Raw genomic sequence first — 14,474 nt, 5'->3', positions numbered from 1 at the left:
GCTCAGGGCAGCGGGAACGGCAGCGTGATGCCGTCCAGCGTGCTCCCGCAGGGGCAGTCCCGCGTGGTGGGCAGCGCGGCGACCGCGTCCAGCAGCAGCTCCCGCAACCGGTCGGTGTTCTCCGCGAAGACCCGGAACACCTCCTCCTGGGTGACCGACTCGCCCGCCTCGACGCCCGCGTCCAGGTCGGTGACAAGCGCGATGGACGAGTAGCAGAGGGCCAACTCGCGGGCCAGTACCGCCTCCGGATGCCCGGTCATGTTGACCACCGCGCCGCCCATCGAGGTGAACCAGCGAGACTCCGCACGGGAGGAGAAACGCGGGCCCTCGACCACCACCACCGTCCCGCCGTCCACCGCCGGCACGTCCCGCCGGGCCGCCGCGTCCAGCAGCGTCCGCCGCCCGGCCGGGCAGTACGGATCGGCGAACGAGACGTGCACCGCCCCCTGGTCGTAGTAGGTCTGCGCGCGCCCGCTGGTGCGGTCGATGAGCTGGTCCGGCACCACGAACGTGCCCGGACCCAGCTCCGGCCGGAGCCCGCCGACCGCACAGGGCGCCAGCACCTGGCGTACGCCCAGGGAGCGCAACGCCCACAGGTTGGCCCGATAGGGGATCAGGTGTGGGGGGTGCCGGTGGTCCCGACCGTGTCGCGGCAGGAACGCCACCCGCCGGCCGCCCACCTCGGCGACCGTGATCGGGTCCGACGGCGCGCCGTACGGGGTGTCCACCACGTGCTCCACGCCGTCGAGCAGGGCGTAGAGACCCGACCCGCCGATCACCGCCAGTTCCGCCTGCGCCGCCATCCGGTCCTCCCTCGATCCGTCGCGATCACCCGACGGTCAGACCTTAGCCAGCGGGCGGGACGCAAGCTATGGTGCGTGACATGGCGTTGACAGCGTGGACGGTCGACGACGGAGGGCCCGCACGGGCGCACGGCTGACGGGTGTCGGACATGCAGGGTGAGGGGCAGGCGATCGGTGGCCGAGCCATGGAGTCGATGACCGGACGGCTGCTGGTCGCGACACCCGTGCTCAAGGACCCGAACTTCGACCGTACGGTCGTGCTGCTGGTCGCCCACGAGCCCGGCGGCGCGCTCGGCGTGGTGCTGAACCGGGCCACCGAGGTCCCGGTGGCCGATGTGCTCGGTGACTGGAGCGACCTGGCCCGCGAGCCGGCGGTGCTCTTCGAGGGCGGCCCGGTTCAACCCGACTCGGCCATCTGCCTGGCCCGGATGCGCCACCCGGTCCAACCGGTCAAGGGCTTCCACCGGGTCTCCGGCGCGGTCGGCACCATCGACCTCTCGGTCGACCCGGAGAAGCTGCGCGACGCGGTCGGCGGTATCCGGGTCTTCGCCGGCTACTCCGGCTGGGGCGCCGGTCAGTTGGAGCGGGAGATCGAGGAGGGGTCCTGGTTCGTGCTCGACGCGCTGCCCGGTGACGCCTTCGTCGACCGGCCGGACGATCTCTGGCCGATGGTGCTGCGCCGGCAGGGCGGCATGATGGCGGCGGTGGCCCACTTCCCGCCGGACGTGGCGCTCAACTGACCCGCCCGGGGGGACCCCGCGAGATGACCATGGCGGGCGGCGTGTGTATAGTTCTTCCCGTGCCCGGGCGACCGGGGACGACCGCAAGGGGCCGTGGCGCAGCTGGTAGCGCACCACACTGGCAGTGTGGGGGTCAGGGGTTCGAGTCCCCTCGGCTCCACCGGGTTTGACCTGGTGGTAGTGACCACGGGCGATGATCTTGAGTCACGCCCGTGGTCACAAAGACCAGTGACGTTTGAACCTCCGAACGGTACTTGTGACCGCGGAGGTTCACCATGTCGGTTAACTACGACACCAAACGCAGGTCGTGGGAGTTCACCATCGACCTTCCCAAAGGGCGTGCCGGCAAGCGCCGTCAGATGCGCAGGCGAGGCTTCAAGACCGAGAAGCTGGCTGAGCGGGCAGAGCGAGAAGCCCGCACCCAATCCGTGATCAAGTACATCATCCCGCCGTCTGAGGGTTCTCGGTGGTCAAACGCAGGTAGGTCGTCGAACGCACACTCGGCTGGATCATGCTCCCGGCGCTTGGCCTGTGACTGCGAGCCTCTACCCGACAACTCCGCCAGCATGATCCACATCGCGATGATCGACAACCTCACCAAACGCATCACCAACGAAACCACCCCAACCTGGCGATATAACTGAAGGCACCATCACCCGCAAAGTACGTGAATCAGACGCCTCTTTCAGAGGCATGGGGGGAGACGCGGCTTCAGCAGTGGCCGCGCTACTGGTTGAGTACCTCCTGTCGAAGGGCACTCGTGTTGGCAGGGACGCGGAACGCGCGTCGGTAGCCCTGTGGGGTGGTCCCTACACGTTGGGCGAAGTGGTGACGGAGGTTGTCGACACTACCGAAGCCGGCGCGTCGGGCGATGGCCGGAATGGGGTCGTCGGTGCTCTCCAGGTAGTGCTGGGCGAGCAGGACACGCTGCCCGGTCAGCCATTGCACCGGAGTGGTCCCGGTCTCCTGCTGGAAGCGGCGGGCGAAAGTACGCGGGGACAGATTGGCGTGCCACGCCATCGCTTCGACCGTTAGATCCTGATCGAGGTTGGCTTCGATCCATTCCAGTGCAGGGCCCAGGGATCCCGTGCGTTCGGATGGCTGTGGCCGTTCACGGTACTGGCGCTGGCCACCCTCCCGGTGTGGGGGCGCGACCATGCGGCGGGCGATGGTGTTCGCGACCGCGCTGCCGTGTTCCTTGCGGACCAGGTGAAGGCAGGTGTCGACGCCGGCGGCCGTCCCTGCCCCCGTGATCACGGCCTCCTCGTCGACATACAGCACGTCCGACTCGACTCGCGCGCGGGGGTAGCGTCTCGCGAGATCCTCGGCATAGCGCCAGTGAGTGGTGCAGCGGCGCCCGTCCAGGACACCTGCGTCGCCTAGAAGAAACGCACCGGTGCAGATGCTCAAGACACGCGCACCTCGATCGATCGCGGCGCGCACCTCCTCGGCAAGTCGCCGTGGCTGTGGCACTCGCAGATCGTAGGCCGGTACGCAGACGAGATCCGCGGAGGAAAGCCGATCGAGGCCGTGAGACGTCTGCACGTCGAAGCCATGCCTGGTGCGCACGCTGCCCCCTGTGGCTGAAACAACGGCGAAGTCGTAGGCGGGCAGCCCATCGTCGGTTCGGTCGATCCCGAAGACCTCGCAGAACACGCCCAACTCGAAGGCATGGCTGCCTTCGAGGGCCAGGACGGCTACGTCGCGAAGCATAGGACAGCTCCTCGGGGTGTGAGGCGTGGCAGGAATTTCAGTGTAACCGTCAGTCCTGCCACTTCTGATGGGTGTTCGACGGTGGAACACTCGCAGACACACCCGTCCAACCCACGTCACAGGCAGTGAGGTGCTCGATGACCACGCCGCTTCGCTCCACTGATAGCGACGCGCTTTCGTCCGAAGCCGCCCAGGTTCTGCGCAAGCTGGCATTGAACGAAGATCTGAAATGGCGAGTTCCTGAAGATCCACTGCTGGGCCCCCTAGCTCGCAAGATCGCCAGCCGCTTCGTGGCGGGCGAAAGCCTGCCTGACGCTGTCGACCGCGCGCAGCAAATCCTTGCCCGTGGTCACCGCGTGAACGTGGAGTACTTGGGAGAAAGTTGCCGCGACGCGCAGCGAGCAACGGCAGAGGCCGACGTATTCGCCGAGGCCGCGCGGTTGCTGCCGCCCGGCTGTTCGATCTCGCTCGACTTGTCGCATATCGGTCTGGCGGTCGATGAGGAACTCGTCCTTGCGAACGCTTCCCGCATCGCGCAGGCCACCAGAGACAACAACCGGGAGATGATCATCTCGGCCGAGGGCTCGGACCGAACCGATGCCGTCCTGGCCATCCACCGAGCCCTCTGTGAACGGTTCGAGCATGTGGGCATCACGGTCCAGGCGCGCCTGCACCGAACCGCCGAAGACCTGCCGAAGCTTCTCGCGCTTCCGGGCCGCATCCGCCTCGTCAAAGGTGCCTTCCTCGAGCCCGAGGACATCGCGTATCCACGGGAAGCACCCGCCCTGACCGCGGCGTACCTCACCTACGCACGACAGCTGATCGACTCCGGCCATCTGTGCTCCATCGCCACCCACGACTGGGAACTGCTCCGCCACATCGACAACCATCTCGACGGCCGCAGACACAAGGACGCCGCATGGGAGTTCGAGACACTTCTCGGACTCGGACCTGATCGTCTCGACGCCATGGCTGAGCGCGGTCACCCCACCCGCGAATACGTTGTCTTCGGCACCGAATGGTGGCTCTACGTCTGCAACCGGCTGGCCGAAGACCCCCAACGCCTCCTTCAAGCCGTGGTCGACGCTGCCTCCTAGACCTTCAAGCCACTGCCGGCACCATTCCAGCCAGCGAGAACCACGACTACATCCACCACGGCACCATCAGCCTTCCTCCGCGCCGGCAAAATGATCAGATCCTGATCTGAAGCGAGACTGGAATTCACTCGGCGCGCCAAGCACCGGCGCGCCCTGCCGCCCAGATCAGGCCAGGTCGGCCCAGCAGGCGTACATGCGCAGGCCCCAAGCGGCGCGCCAGCTCAGCTCCGGCTGCACTGCGTCACCCCAGCCGGCCGCCGACGTGGCGGCCATCGCGAGTTGCCGGGCGGCCGCGTCGACCGCCGGGGCGGGCATTCCATCGGCGAGCAGCCGCTCGGCGGCGGCGAGCCGGGCCCCGGACCTCGGCGGTACGCGCCGCTGGCGCGGTGTCGCCCCGATCCGTTCGCCGGCCACCCTGCCCGGCCTGGCGGTCCTCGCACCCGGGCTGCCCGAGGTCCAGGGCATCGCCGGCGAACGGCCGTCGCTGGCCGTCGCGGTGCTGCGCGCGGTCGGCTGGCTGTCCCGGCCGGACCTGCGGGCCCGCACCGCCGGCGCCGGTCCACAACTGCCCACGCCCGAGGCGCAGTGTCGGCGTCGGATCACCGCCGCCGTCGGCGTACGCCTCGACGACGAGGCCAGGGTGACCGCGGCGGCGACCCTCCGGCGTGCGCCACTGCGAGCCTGGCAGTTGCGCCCCGGGATGGCGGCGCCGGCAGTGACGCCCGGACTGCGCGTGCAGGGGGCGCAAGCGTCCGCCCACAAGCTCGCCGAGGACGGCGACGGTGCGGTGCTGCGGCTGGTGACCCGACCTCCGCCGAGGTGGTGGCCACGGTGTCCGGGCTCGACGGCGGACTCGTCGAGTGTGACCTCGCCGAGCAGCCGACGGGCGGTGCGGTGTCGGACGACCGGATCCCGCTCGGCCCGTTCGGGACAGGGAGCTTCCGCGTCGCGAGCTGAAGGTGCCCCGGATGCCTGCCGTACCCTCCTGGCGTGGTGTCGTGTTGCTCGGGGCGGCGACGGTGCTGAGCGATGCCGGCTCCGGGTCGTGGTGGGCGTCCTACCGTCAGGTGTGGGCGGTGCCGGGCTCGTCGTTCAGTGTCGTGGGCGCCCTCGCCCGGCTGCCGCAGGCGATGGTGGGCCTCGGCGCCGTGGTCATGATCACCGGGCTCGGTGGCTCGTACACCGTGGCGGGTGCCGTCGCCGGTGCGATCTCGCTGTCGCAGGGTCTGCTGGCGCCGCAGATCAGCCGGCTCGCTGACCGGCTCGGGCAACGCCGCGTGCTGGCACCCCAGGCGATCGCCGCCATCACGACGTTGGCAGGTCTGGTCGTCGCCGCGTACCTGCGCGCTCCTGTCTGGGCGCTCGTCGGGTTGGGCGCCGCGGTTGGGGTGTCGGTGCCGCAGATCGGCGCGTTCGCCCGCGCTCGGTGGACGGCGTTGCTGCGCCACGACCGGCGGCTGGACACGGCCCTGGCCATCGAGTCACTCATCGAAGAAGCGGTTTTCGTGATCGGACCGGTGTTCGTCGTGGCCGCCGCGACGGTCGTCGCGCCCGGAGCGGGACTGGTCGTCGCCGCCTTCCTGGTCGCCGTCGGGTGCGGCCTGTTCCTCGCTCACCGCTCGACCGAACCCGCACCGCAGCCCGCCGCGACGGAGGGCCGCCGGACACGAGCGACATCGCATGCGGGGCTGTGGGTCCTCATAGCGGTGTTCCTGAGCATCGGAGTTCTGTTCGGCCTCATCGAGGTCGGCGTCGTGGCGCTGACCCGCGAACTCGACCAGCCCGGCGTGTCCGGCGCGATGCTCGCCGCGTGGGCCGGCGCCAGCCTCATCGCCGGTATCGCGTACGGCAGCCGCACCTGGGACACGGCGCCGGCCCACCGCCTCCTGATCGGCGTCGCCGGCATGGTCGCCGGCAGCGTCCTGGTCGCAGTCCTCACCAGTTCACTAGCCCTCGCGACCATCGCCCTGGCCATCGCCGGCCTGGCCAACGCACCGACCCTGATCACCGGGAACGCCCTCGTGACGAGGGTGGTGCCGGCCCATGCGGCCACCGAGGCGTACACCTGGCTCGGTGTCACCATCTTCGCCGGCATCGCGGTCGGCGCACCCCTCGGCGGCACGCTCATCGACCGCCTCGGCGCCGACGCCGCGCTCTGGGCTGCCACCGGCGCCGGCGTGGTGGCCCTCACCGCGGCCGTGATCGGCCGCCGTCGTCTGCGCGCCACGCCCGCCGGTCACCACAGCCTCGGCCGATCTGGGTAGGGCGGCGCGTCACGGAGCGTGCGCTTCTCCGCAGGCCGCCACTGCGCCGACGGCCTGGACCCGGGCCTGAAGCCGATCCGTCGGCGTGAGTGACAGCGGCAGAAATCCGCGGGCCCCCCGGTTGACCACTGTGCGGCTGGCTCATGCGCCGGGTCGAGCCGGGCGGCGGAGTCGACTATCAAACCCCCGAGCCGCGCCGACCCGACAGCCGCCAGTCAGCGGGTTCAGAGCTGGGTGATCCGCAGGGCGTCGGCGACGACGTACTGGGTGCCGGTGGTCCAGCGGCTGACCGCGAGCACGTCCCGGGTGCCGGCGGTGAAGGTGAAGGTGCCGATGTTGCGCCAGCTTCCGCCGCCGCTCTGCTGGTTGACCAGGACGGTCTGGGTGCCGGTTGAGGCGAGGACGACGTGGGGAGCGGCTGGGTGGTACGCCGTACTCGCCGGATGCCAGATCTCCAGCCGGTAGTTGCCCGTGACCGGCAGCGTCGCCGTGAAGTACGCGGCATCGCTGACGGCGGCGGGAACGACGTAGCGGTAGTCACTGCCGTAGCGCTGCGTCGATGTGCTGGAGGTTGACCAGTTCGTCGAGGCACGGAAGTTGCTCGACGCGTTGTCCACGACGGCGCTCCAACCCGTCGGTGGGGGCGTCCCCAGCTTGTCCTGCACGGCTTGCCGTAGCTGGGAAAGCTTGGCGTAGAAGGCGTTGCCGGGGCATTCGGTGGCGACGAAGTCCCGGTGGCCGAAGATCTGGCTCGGAGCGATGCCCCACTGCTGACAGATGTGGGCGCAGAGGTCGACCAAGCCGTTCCAGAGTGTGTCTGGTGGAGTGACGGAGGTGTAGGTGCCCTCGTTCTCGATGCCGACCCCGGTGGTGTTCTGACCGGGGCAGTGGGCGCTGGTCACGAAACCTGATCCGGAGTTGAGGTGGGAGAGGCTGGTGTGTCGTCCCTCCATCAGGTAGCCACCGCGGCTGACCGTGAAGTTCTGACCGGTGTCCGACCAGCCGAGGCTGTCCATGTGGTACGCCTGAATGGATCTGGCCAGGGCGTAAGCCTGGGTCACGGAGAGGTCAGCGGTGTTGGCGGTGGCCGTGTGATGGATGACGATCTTGTCCGGGTTGCTGGTGAGCTGGGACAGGCCGGAGACGGTTCGGGCTCCCCAGGTGTCGCACGAGGCGATGACGGGCGCCGCCAGCCCGGTGGGCGGGCGCGCCGCCGGACCGGCCGTCGCGGGGAGAGCCAGTTGCGGCAGCGCGCCCGGCAGGGCGGCGCCCGTACCGAGGACGATCGCGGTACGCATCAGTTCACGGCGGGACACGCGCATGGGCTTCTCCTCGTGCGGGGCTTGACTGTCGGATCGATGCCTGGTGGGTCACTGTCGGGTGATGCGGACCGCATCGGCGATGACGTAGCCACTGGTGGAGGTCCAGCGGCTGACCGCCACGACGTTGCGGTCACCGCCGTTGAGGGTGAATGTGCCGAGGGCCACCCAGTGGCCGCCGTTGAGCCGCTGGTCCACCGTGATCGTCTGGTTGCCGGTGGCGGTGGCTACTACGTAGGGGGTCGCGCTGTTGTATCCGTCGCTGGCCGGGTACCAGACCTCCACCAGATAGCTGCCCGTGGCCGGCAGGTTGGCCCGGAACCACGCCGGATCGCTGGCGGCCACCGGGTCGGCGAAGCGGTAGTCCGTGCCGTAACGCTGGCTTGAGAAGGTCGACGTACCCCAGGCGGTGCTGGCGGACGAAGGCCCGTCGACGACTACGCTGAAGGTGCCACCGCCTCCGACGGTGAGGGTGAAGGTCGCCGTGTGGGTGACGGTGGTGCCGGTTCCGGTCACCGCGATCGGATAGGTTCCGGCCGATGTCGTCGTGCCGGTGGCGATGGTGAGCGCGGCGGACTCGCCGGAGGTGACGACAGCCGGGTTGAAGGACGCGGTTGCGCCAGTGGGCAGACCGGTGGCGGTCAGCGTGACCGGCTGGGCGCTGCCGCTACTGGTCTGCGTGGACACGGTAGCGGTCACCGACTCCCCGGGCCGGACGCTGCCGGCGACCGGGTTCAGCGAGAGCGTGAAGTTGTTACCGGGCGACGTGCAACCGGGTTCCCCGGCCTGGGCCGCTACGCTGACCGCGCTCCAGGCAGCCTTGGTCGCGGCGCATTCGGCGCTTCCCGCGCCGTACAGGTCGACGGCTGCGGCTACCGAGGCGGACCGGACGTTGGCGTAGCGCCAGGTGGAGGTCTTGCGGTTCAACGCCCCCATGAAGATCCTTCCGGCCTTCTGGATGCCGATCCCGGTCACGCTGGACGGACCGCCGGCGCAGATCGGGCTGCTCGGCTTGCCTCCCCCGGGGTTGGAACCTTCGGCCAGCAGGTAGAACCAGTGGTTGAGCGGGCCGGCCGCCGCGTGCACCTCGGTGTTCGGGATCGACGAGGTGTAGCAGTTGGGGTGCCCCTCCGCCGAGGGGTTGTACATGTTGCGGATCTCGCCGGTGCCGGCCAGGTTGACCTCCTCGCCGACCAGGTAGTCCGGGGGGTCGTTGACGTTGTTGGCGTAGTGCTCCGTCAGGGCGCCGAAGATGTCACCGGTGCCCTCGTTGATGCCGCCGTTCTCGTTGCCCGAACCCGCACCGCCCGGCGTGAACTGGAAGATGGCGTGGCCGAACTCGTGCGCGACCACGTCGATCGAGGTCATCTGCCGGACGCCATCCTGGGTCCGACCGAAGGTGGCGTAGCTGCCGGTCCAGTAGGCGTTCACGTCGGTCATGCCCACCCGGGCGGGATATCCGCCGCCGCTGCCGTTGATGCCGTTACGGCCCAGCCAGGCGGCGAGCATGTCCCACTCCTTCTGCACTCCGTAGAGGGCGTCGACACAGGCCGTTTCGAGGTTGGTCCCCGATCCGGTGCCCCAGACGTCATCGGTGCCGGTGAAGGCGGTGCCGCTCTGGCCGCCGCACCGGATCCCGCTGCGGGTCGGGTCCGTCATCGACCAGGAACCACCGGACCCGCTGGTGGAGATCGCGACCTGCCCGTAGTAGTAGCCGGTGCCACTGCCGGACCGGACCTCGTCGTAGCGGTCGGCGATCCGACCGGTTTGGGCGTCGATATACACGTGCAGGCGCGAGGGTGTCCCGTCGGCCCGACGCCCGGTGACCACCGTTTCCCAGGCCAGCACCGGCCGTGCGGTGCGGGCCAGTACCACCTCGCGGGCGGTGGTACTCGTGCTGACCCGAGCCAGTTGAGAACGGGCTGTACGAATCGCCGCCGTCGCGTTCACGACCGGCTCGGCGGGTAGTACGTCCATTCTGGCTCGTGCCCCCGCCGCCCACTGGACCTGATGGATCCGGCCGCTGCCGTCGACGACCACCACCCCGTCCGCTCCGATCACCGGCCGGCCGCGGTAGGTCTGCTCGTAGGCCACGTAATGGAGCCCGTCGCCGCCACGAGTGGCGGTCCGCCGGTTCGGGCTCATTCCCGAACCGAACCGGCCGACCTCGTCGGCCACCGCCCGGTCCGCAGCCGCGAGGGCTCTTGCCTGCTGGTTCTTCACCGACACCGCCGGGAGCGTGCCCGCCGGTCGACCCCGGTCCGCCGCCTCCGCGCCAGCGGGCGCTGTCATCCCGGCCGCCGTCGTCAGGGTGGCTGCCAGGATCGTGGCCCGAACTCTCATCCGCACGTGACACTCCACTCGTCGCACCGGCCATGTGGGCCCCGGGACCGCCGGGCGGGCCGCGCCCCGCCGCCGACCACGAGGGCTCAGCCGCACGGTCCCAAACCCATCGACGGACAGGCAAATACCAGAATCGAATAAATCTATTCGGCTGGCATATGAATGCGATAAAGGGCCGACGAATATGTCGGTTGCTGTTGACGGGAAGCGAAGTGCATTCCTATATTGCGAGGGCCATCAATTGAAGCGGAGGGATTCGGCATGTGGACTGTCACACCGGCCCGGCACCTGCTGACATTCCTGGCGGTACTCGCCGTCGTCATCGGGCTGGCGTCCGCCCCGGTATCCGCCGCCGAGGCGATCTGGCGGACGGGCAGCGCCCCCGGGCCGGGACGCACCGTCCCTCTCGATCAGGTGCAGCAGCTTCCCGGCGGGCTGTCCGGCGCACCGGTCGTGGTCAGCAACAACCCCGAGACCGTCACCGGTAACGGCTGGTTGATGCTGCACTCCCGCGCCACCGGACGCGGTGGGCGCGCGTACCCGGTCACCGGTGACGTGCCCCTGTACCTCTACCACCAGAACGGCACCGGCACGACCAGATACCTGCACGTGCTCATCTCGAACCCCGGTTCGACGGCCATCCAGGTCAGCGGGGTGGGGTCGATGTACACCAACGACCAGGTGCCCCTGGACCCCGATCCCGCCGCTCGCTGTGGTGGCGGTCCCAGCTACCGGGTGGCCCGGGACTGGCTGGACATCGAGCGGGACTGGCAGTCGCCGCGGGCGAACGTCCGCTTCGGGATCCTCACCGTCGGGCCGGGCAAGGCCGTGCAGGCGGTGGTCGCCCGGATGAACCCGGCCAACCTGATCGACGGCCGGATCCGGGTCACCGTCGTCGGGGGCAGTGCCTATCTGTACACGGTGATGACCAGCGACGGTAGCGCCACCACCGCGATCAACTACTCGCAGAGCAACACCTCGGCGGCACCGGGGAACATCCAGCCGGAGGTCCCGTCGGTCGGGGAGCCGGGACGGATGGCCGGCGTCTACGCCAACTCGGTCTGGAGCACCGGCTCCGCGACGCAGGTCACCGTTCCCGCCGCGCCCGCCTACCTTGGGTACGGCCTAGACACCATCCGGTACAACCGCGTCGATTTGGACCAGTCAGCTGCCGGTGTGGCGTACCTGAGCGACAGCGCCACCCGCAGCTACGGCAACTACGGCTTCCGCTACCGCGTCGGTCTCGCGTTCAGCAATCCGTCGTCGGTGACCCGCACCGTTCGGCTGTCCTTCGGTCACGGCTTCGCGGGCAGCGCGGACAACGGGGAGACCACCTGGAACGGGCCGGTGCAGGTAACCGACCACCTCGGCACCCGCACCGACATTCTCTGTACCCGCCCGACCGCCCCACGGGACCCCACGGCGCTGGGCACCTGGACGCTCGCCCCCGCAGCGACCGAGACGGTCACCATCGAACTGTTCATACCGGGGCTGATCTACTCCCAGGCCCAACTCATCCTGGAATCGGTCTGACATTCGACGAGGAGTGTTCGCCATGCCCCGTGACCACTGGCGACGGATCACCGTTGCGGTGATCCTGACCAGCGCCCTGACCCTCGTCCACCCCGGGTCGGCCTCGGCGGCGAGCATCACCAGCGACAACGCCGACGCCGGCTTCACCGCCAGCGCCAACTGGGGGATCTCCGGCTGGTCCAGCCAGCGCTACGGCGCCGACTATCGTTACGCCACCCCGAACACCACCGGCAGCGACGTGGCGTGGTTCGCCCTGACCGTGCCGGCAGCGGGAAACTACCAGGTCGAGGTCTGGTACCCGGCTGATCCGGGCTACAACGACGCCACCCCCTTCGTGGTGGCCGCCAGCGGCGGCACCCAGACCGTCCGGGTCAACCAACGCGTCAACGGCGGCCGGTGGGTCAGCCTCGGTGCCTTTTCCTTCGACGCGGGCACCGGCAATGCCGTCGGGGTGAGCCGGTGGAGCACCGGCACCGGATACGTGGTCGCCGACGCGGTCCGGCTCACCGGCGACGGCGGGGGACAGGCGGGCTTCTCCCTGCCGGTATCCAGAACCCTGCTACCCCGAAGCGAGTATGACGACCCACACCACGATTACCCGGCCATCGACCTGCCCGTCGACACCGGGACGTCGGTCTACGCCACCCGACCGGGCACCGTGGTCCGGGTCGACGACACCTCGTGCGGCCGGGGGATCAACCTGACCGGCACCGACGGGGCGGTCTACACCTACTGCCACCTGTCGGCCTGGTCCGTGGCCACCGGGGCAACGGTGGCCACCGGTCAGCAGATCGGGTCAAGCGGCAGCACCGGGAACTCCACCGGCCCTCACCTGCACTTCGGGATCCGGACCGGCAGCACCTACCGGTGCCCGCAGAACTACCTGCTGGCCATTTACGACCAGGTCACTCCGCCGGCGGCGGCAGCGCTGCCCACCACCGGCTGCTACTACTGACCTCGGCCGGAGATCGACCACCAGATCACTACCATTGTCGATGTGGACATCGACATCAGGTCGCTGCGGACCTTCATCGCGGTGGCCGAGGAACTCAGCTTCACCCGGGCCGCCGTCCGACTGTCGCTGCCACAACCCTCGGTGAGCAACCAGATCCGACGCCTGGAACGACAGTTGGGCAGAACCCTCTTCGAACGCTCCACCCGGCATGTCACCCTCACTCAGGAGGGACGGGACCTGCTGCGACAGGCCCTCGCCGTCGACCACGCGATGCGGCGTCTCGAGGCGGGCACCCACGAGCAGAGCATGCTTCGCGTGGGCATCGAGGCTCTCGACCTGCGCGCCGCACTCGACCAGCTTCGCCGACAGCTACCGCAGACCGCGCTCACGGTGACCATCGGCCCCAGTGACGACCTCGTCGCTGGCCTGACCGCCGGCCAGCTCGATCTCGTCCAGTACCTGGACTTCGCTGAACTGCCTACCATCCTGCCCGACTCGGTATGGGCCGAGAAGGTGGGCGAGAGCCCTCTGTGGGCAGTGGTCTGGAGGACCCATCCGCTGGCCACACGGAAACGGGTCAGCCTCCGCGAGCTCTGCGCGCACCCGTGGATCTGCCGACCGCCGGGAACCAGCGCCCGCCGACACCTGGAGCTGATCTGCGCGCAGGCCGGGGTTACCCCGCTGATCCACTACGTCGGGCTCACCCGGGAGGCGTACGACGTCTGCCTGCGCGAATTCCACGCGGTCACACTTGGCACTCCTGTCGGACTGGCCAACCAGGATCTCGTGACGATCCCCCTGGTGGACCCGATCAGCCAGCCGGTGCTGGTGGCGTGGCACCCGCATCGGGTACCCGTCGACGTCGGGCGCCGCTTCGCCCGGCTGGTCGCGGATGGGAACCGGACCAACCTCGCCCGGATCTCCGCACTGCCGCCGGCACCCTGACGCGAACTCATCGACGACCTCCGCCAGCGCGCCGAGCCGTCCGGGTGTGCCGGCCGGTCCTTCTACCGCGTGCGATCTACCGTGCGAGCGTCTCGCGGAACTTCCGGCCGTTGTCCGCCGACGTCGGCGCGGCAGACGTCGTCGAGCCGGCCCGGTTCATCAAGCGCAGGGCGAGGTAGCCACCGATTCCCGGCACGAAGGCGGCGTGGCGGGCGCGGCGGGGGCGGTGGGGACGAGCAGGGCCAGTGCGATGACGGCGAGGTAGGCGGCGCCGTGCACCGGGCCGGCGGCCGAGTTGACGAAGGGGTGGTGAACGGTGAGGCGGTTGACGACCAGAACGATCAGGTCATACACGCCTCGTGTCATCGAGTGTCCCCAGCCCGTGCTGTGGCACCGGCAGCGGGCGACGTCACCTGGCGTCTGTCTACGCCGCAGGTGTCAGGACTGCCCACCCCAGTAGCACGATCGTGGTCTCGCAAGTCGTGGCGGTGCGAGGCTGAAGCGTGACCACCTCGATGACACCGGGCCGCATCGGCGATGACGTAGGCGTGCCGGGCGTCGGTCTTCGCCGAACCCGGATGCAGGTCAGCAATGCGCCGCATCGCCAGGCCAGGCAGGTGGGCCACGTGATGACCACATGATCGAGCCACCGCGACCGGCAAGGCGCCGAGGTCGGCTGGTCGACCTACAGCGAGGAATTTTGGTGAACCGGTCGCGTAGGTGAGGCGTATTGCTCAGTGACCAGACAGTCCTCACCGATCG

At 69.3% G+C, this 14,474-nt stretch carries 13 protein-coding genes, 1 tRNA gene and 3 pseudogenes; 10 read left to right on the top strand and 7 right to left on the bottom strand.

Annotated features, from left to right (window positions below):
* Positions 1-2: 2 nt before the first annotated feature.
* Positions 3-803, bottom strand: coding sequence for an S-methyl-5'-thioadenosine phosphorylase (locus ACIA6B_RS25585; RefSeq protein ID WP_396777045.1), 801 nt, complete (start codon positions 801-803; stop codon positions 3-5).
* 149 nt (positions 804-952) lie between these two features.
* On the opposite strand from ACIA6B_RS25585, the gene ACIA6B_RS25580 reads away from it, so the two are divergent.
* The 4 genes and pseudogenes from ACIA6B_RS25580 to ACIA6B_RS25565 form a co-directional block, all read left to right on the top strand.
* On the top strand, positions 953-1,543 hold the full coding sequence (locus ACIA6B_RS25580) for a YqgE/AlgH family protein (protein ID WP_107157788.1): 591 nt from the start codon (positions 953-955) through the stop codon (positions 1,541-1,543).
* A gap of 87 nt (positions 1,544-1,630) precedes the next feature.
* Positions 1,631-1,703: transfer RNA gene (locus tag ACIA6B_RS25575), tRNA-Ala, on the top strand.
* Between the two features lie 115 nt (positions 1,704-1,818).
* Positions 1,819-1,950, top strand: a pseudogene (locus ACIA6B_RS25570) (Arm DNA-binding domain-containing protein); the annotation flags it as partial.
* A 50-nt stretch (positions 1,951-2,000) separates the two neighbouring features.
* Positions 2,001-2,187 (top strand): annotated as a pseudogene (locus ACIA6B_RS25565) (IS5/IS1182 family transposase); the annotation flags it as partial.
* Between the two features lie 82 nt (positions 2,188-2,269).
* Here ACIA6B_RS25565 and ACIA6B_RS25560 read toward each other — a convergent pair.
* Positions 2,270-3,256, bottom strand: coding sequence for a GlxA family transcriptional regulator (locus tag ACIA6B_RS25560; RefSeq protein ID WP_396777044.1), 987 nt, complete (start codon positions 3,254-3,256; stop codon positions 2,270-2,272).
* A gap of 137 nt (positions 3,257-3,393) precedes the next feature.
* Here ACIA6B_RS25560 and ACIA6B_RS25555 point away from each other — a divergent pair, with 137 nt between their 5' ends.
* On the top strand, positions 3,394-4,353 hold the full coding sequence (locus ACIA6B_RS25555) for a proline dehydrogenase family protein (RefSeq protein ID WP_396777043.1): 960 nt from the start codon (positions 3,394-3,396) through the stop codon (positions 4,351-4,353).
* Between the two features lie 165 nt (positions 4,354-4,518).
* Here the strand turns inward: ACIA6B_RS25555 and ACIA6B_RS25550 are convergent, their stop codons facing one another.
* The gene (locus ACIA6B_RS25550) at positions 4,519-4,767 is read right to left on the bottom strand and encodes a hypothetical protein (protein ID WP_396777041.1); all 249 of its coding nucleotides are present in this window, start codon (positions 4,765-4,767) and stop codon (positions 4,519-4,521) included.
* Between the two features lie 417 nt (positions 4,768-5,184).
* On the opposite strand from ACIA6B_RS25550, the gene ACIA6B_RS25545 reads away from it, so the two are divergent.
* Positions 5,185-5,310, top strand: coding sequence for a hypothetical protein (locus ACIA6B_RS25545; RefSeq protein WP_396777039.1), 126 nt, complete (start codon positions 5,185-5,187; stop codon positions 5,308-5,310).
* An 11-nt stretch (positions 5,311-5,321) separates the two neighbouring features.
* The gene (locus tag ACIA6B_RS25540; protein WP_396777037.1) at positions 5,322-6,617 is read left to right on the top strand and encodes an MFS transporter; all 1,296 of its coding nucleotides are present in this window, start codon (positions 5,322-5,324) and stop codon (positions 6,615-6,617) included.
* 224 nt (positions 6,618-6,841) lie between these two features.
* Here ACIA6B_RS25540 and ACIA6B_RS25535 read toward each other — a convergent pair whose 3' ends face one another.
* Both ACIA6B_RS25535 and ACIA6B_RS25530 read right to left on the bottom strand, forming a co-directional pair.
* Complete coding sequence (locus ACIA6B_RS25535) at positions 6,842-7,939, bottom strand: N-acetylmuramoyl-L-alanine amidase (protein ID WP_396777035.1); 1,098 nt, start codon at positions 7,937-7,939, stop codon at positions 6,842-6,844.
* Between the two features lie 48 nt (positions 7,940-7,987).
* Positions 7,988-10,297: a M4 family metallopeptidase gene (locus tag ACIA6B_RS25530; RefSeq protein ID WP_396777033.1), complete on the bottom strand. Its 2,310-nt coding sequence runs from the start codon at positions 10,295-10,297 to the stop codon at positions 7,988-7,990.
* A 243-nt stretch (positions 10,298-10,540) separates the two neighbouring features.
* On the opposite strand from ACIA6B_RS25530, the gene ACIA6B_RS25525 reads away from it, so the two are divergent.
* The 3 genes from ACIA6B_RS25525 to ACIA6B_RS25515 are packed head-to-tail and all read left to right on the top strand — an operon-like array spanning position 10,541 to position 13,712.
* A complete protein-coding gene (locus ACIA6B_RS25525; RefSeq protein ID WP_396777031.1) occupies positions 10,541-11,812 on the top strand; it encodes a DUF3370 family protein in 1,272 nt (423 codons plus the stop codon).
* A 22-nt stretch (positions 11,813-11,834) separates the two neighbouring features.
* Entirely contained in the window at positions 11,835-12,767 is a 933-nt protein-coding gene (locus ACIA6B_RS25520; RefSeq protein ID WP_396777029.1) for a peptidoglycan DD-metalloendopeptidase family protein, read from the top strand.
* A 42-nt stretch (positions 12,768-12,809) separates the two neighbouring features.
* Positions 12,810-13,712 (top strand): LysR family transcriptional regulator, encoded by a 903-nt coding sequence (locus tag ACIA6B_RS25515; protein ID WP_396777027.1) that lies wholly within the window; start codon positions 12,810-12,812, stop codon positions 13,710-13,712.
* Positions 13,713-13,871: 159 nt separating this feature from the next.
* Here ACIA6B_RS25515 and ACIA6B_RS25510 read toward each other — a convergent pair whose 3' ends face one another.
* Positions 13,872-14,066, bottom strand: a complete 195-nt coding sequence (locus ACIA6B_RS25510; RefSeq protein ID WP_396777025.1) for a hypothetical protein — start codon at positions 14,064-14,066, stop codon at positions 13,872-13,874.
* Positions 14,067-14,233: 167 nt separating this feature from the next.
* A pseudogene (locus ACIA6B_RS25505) lies at positions 14,234-14,401 on the bottom strand (transposase); the annotation flags it as partial.
* Positions 14,402-14,474 lie beyond the last annotated feature (73 nt).

Source organism: Micromonospora sp. NPDC051141 (assembly GCF_044455765.1).
Classification (GTDB): domain Bacteria; phylum Actinomycetota; class Actinomycetes; order Mycobacteriales; family Micromonosporaceae; genus Micromonospora.
The sequence above is the reverse complement of the archived record's forward strand: the minus strand, read 5'-3'. Positions and strand labels throughout refer to the sequence as shown.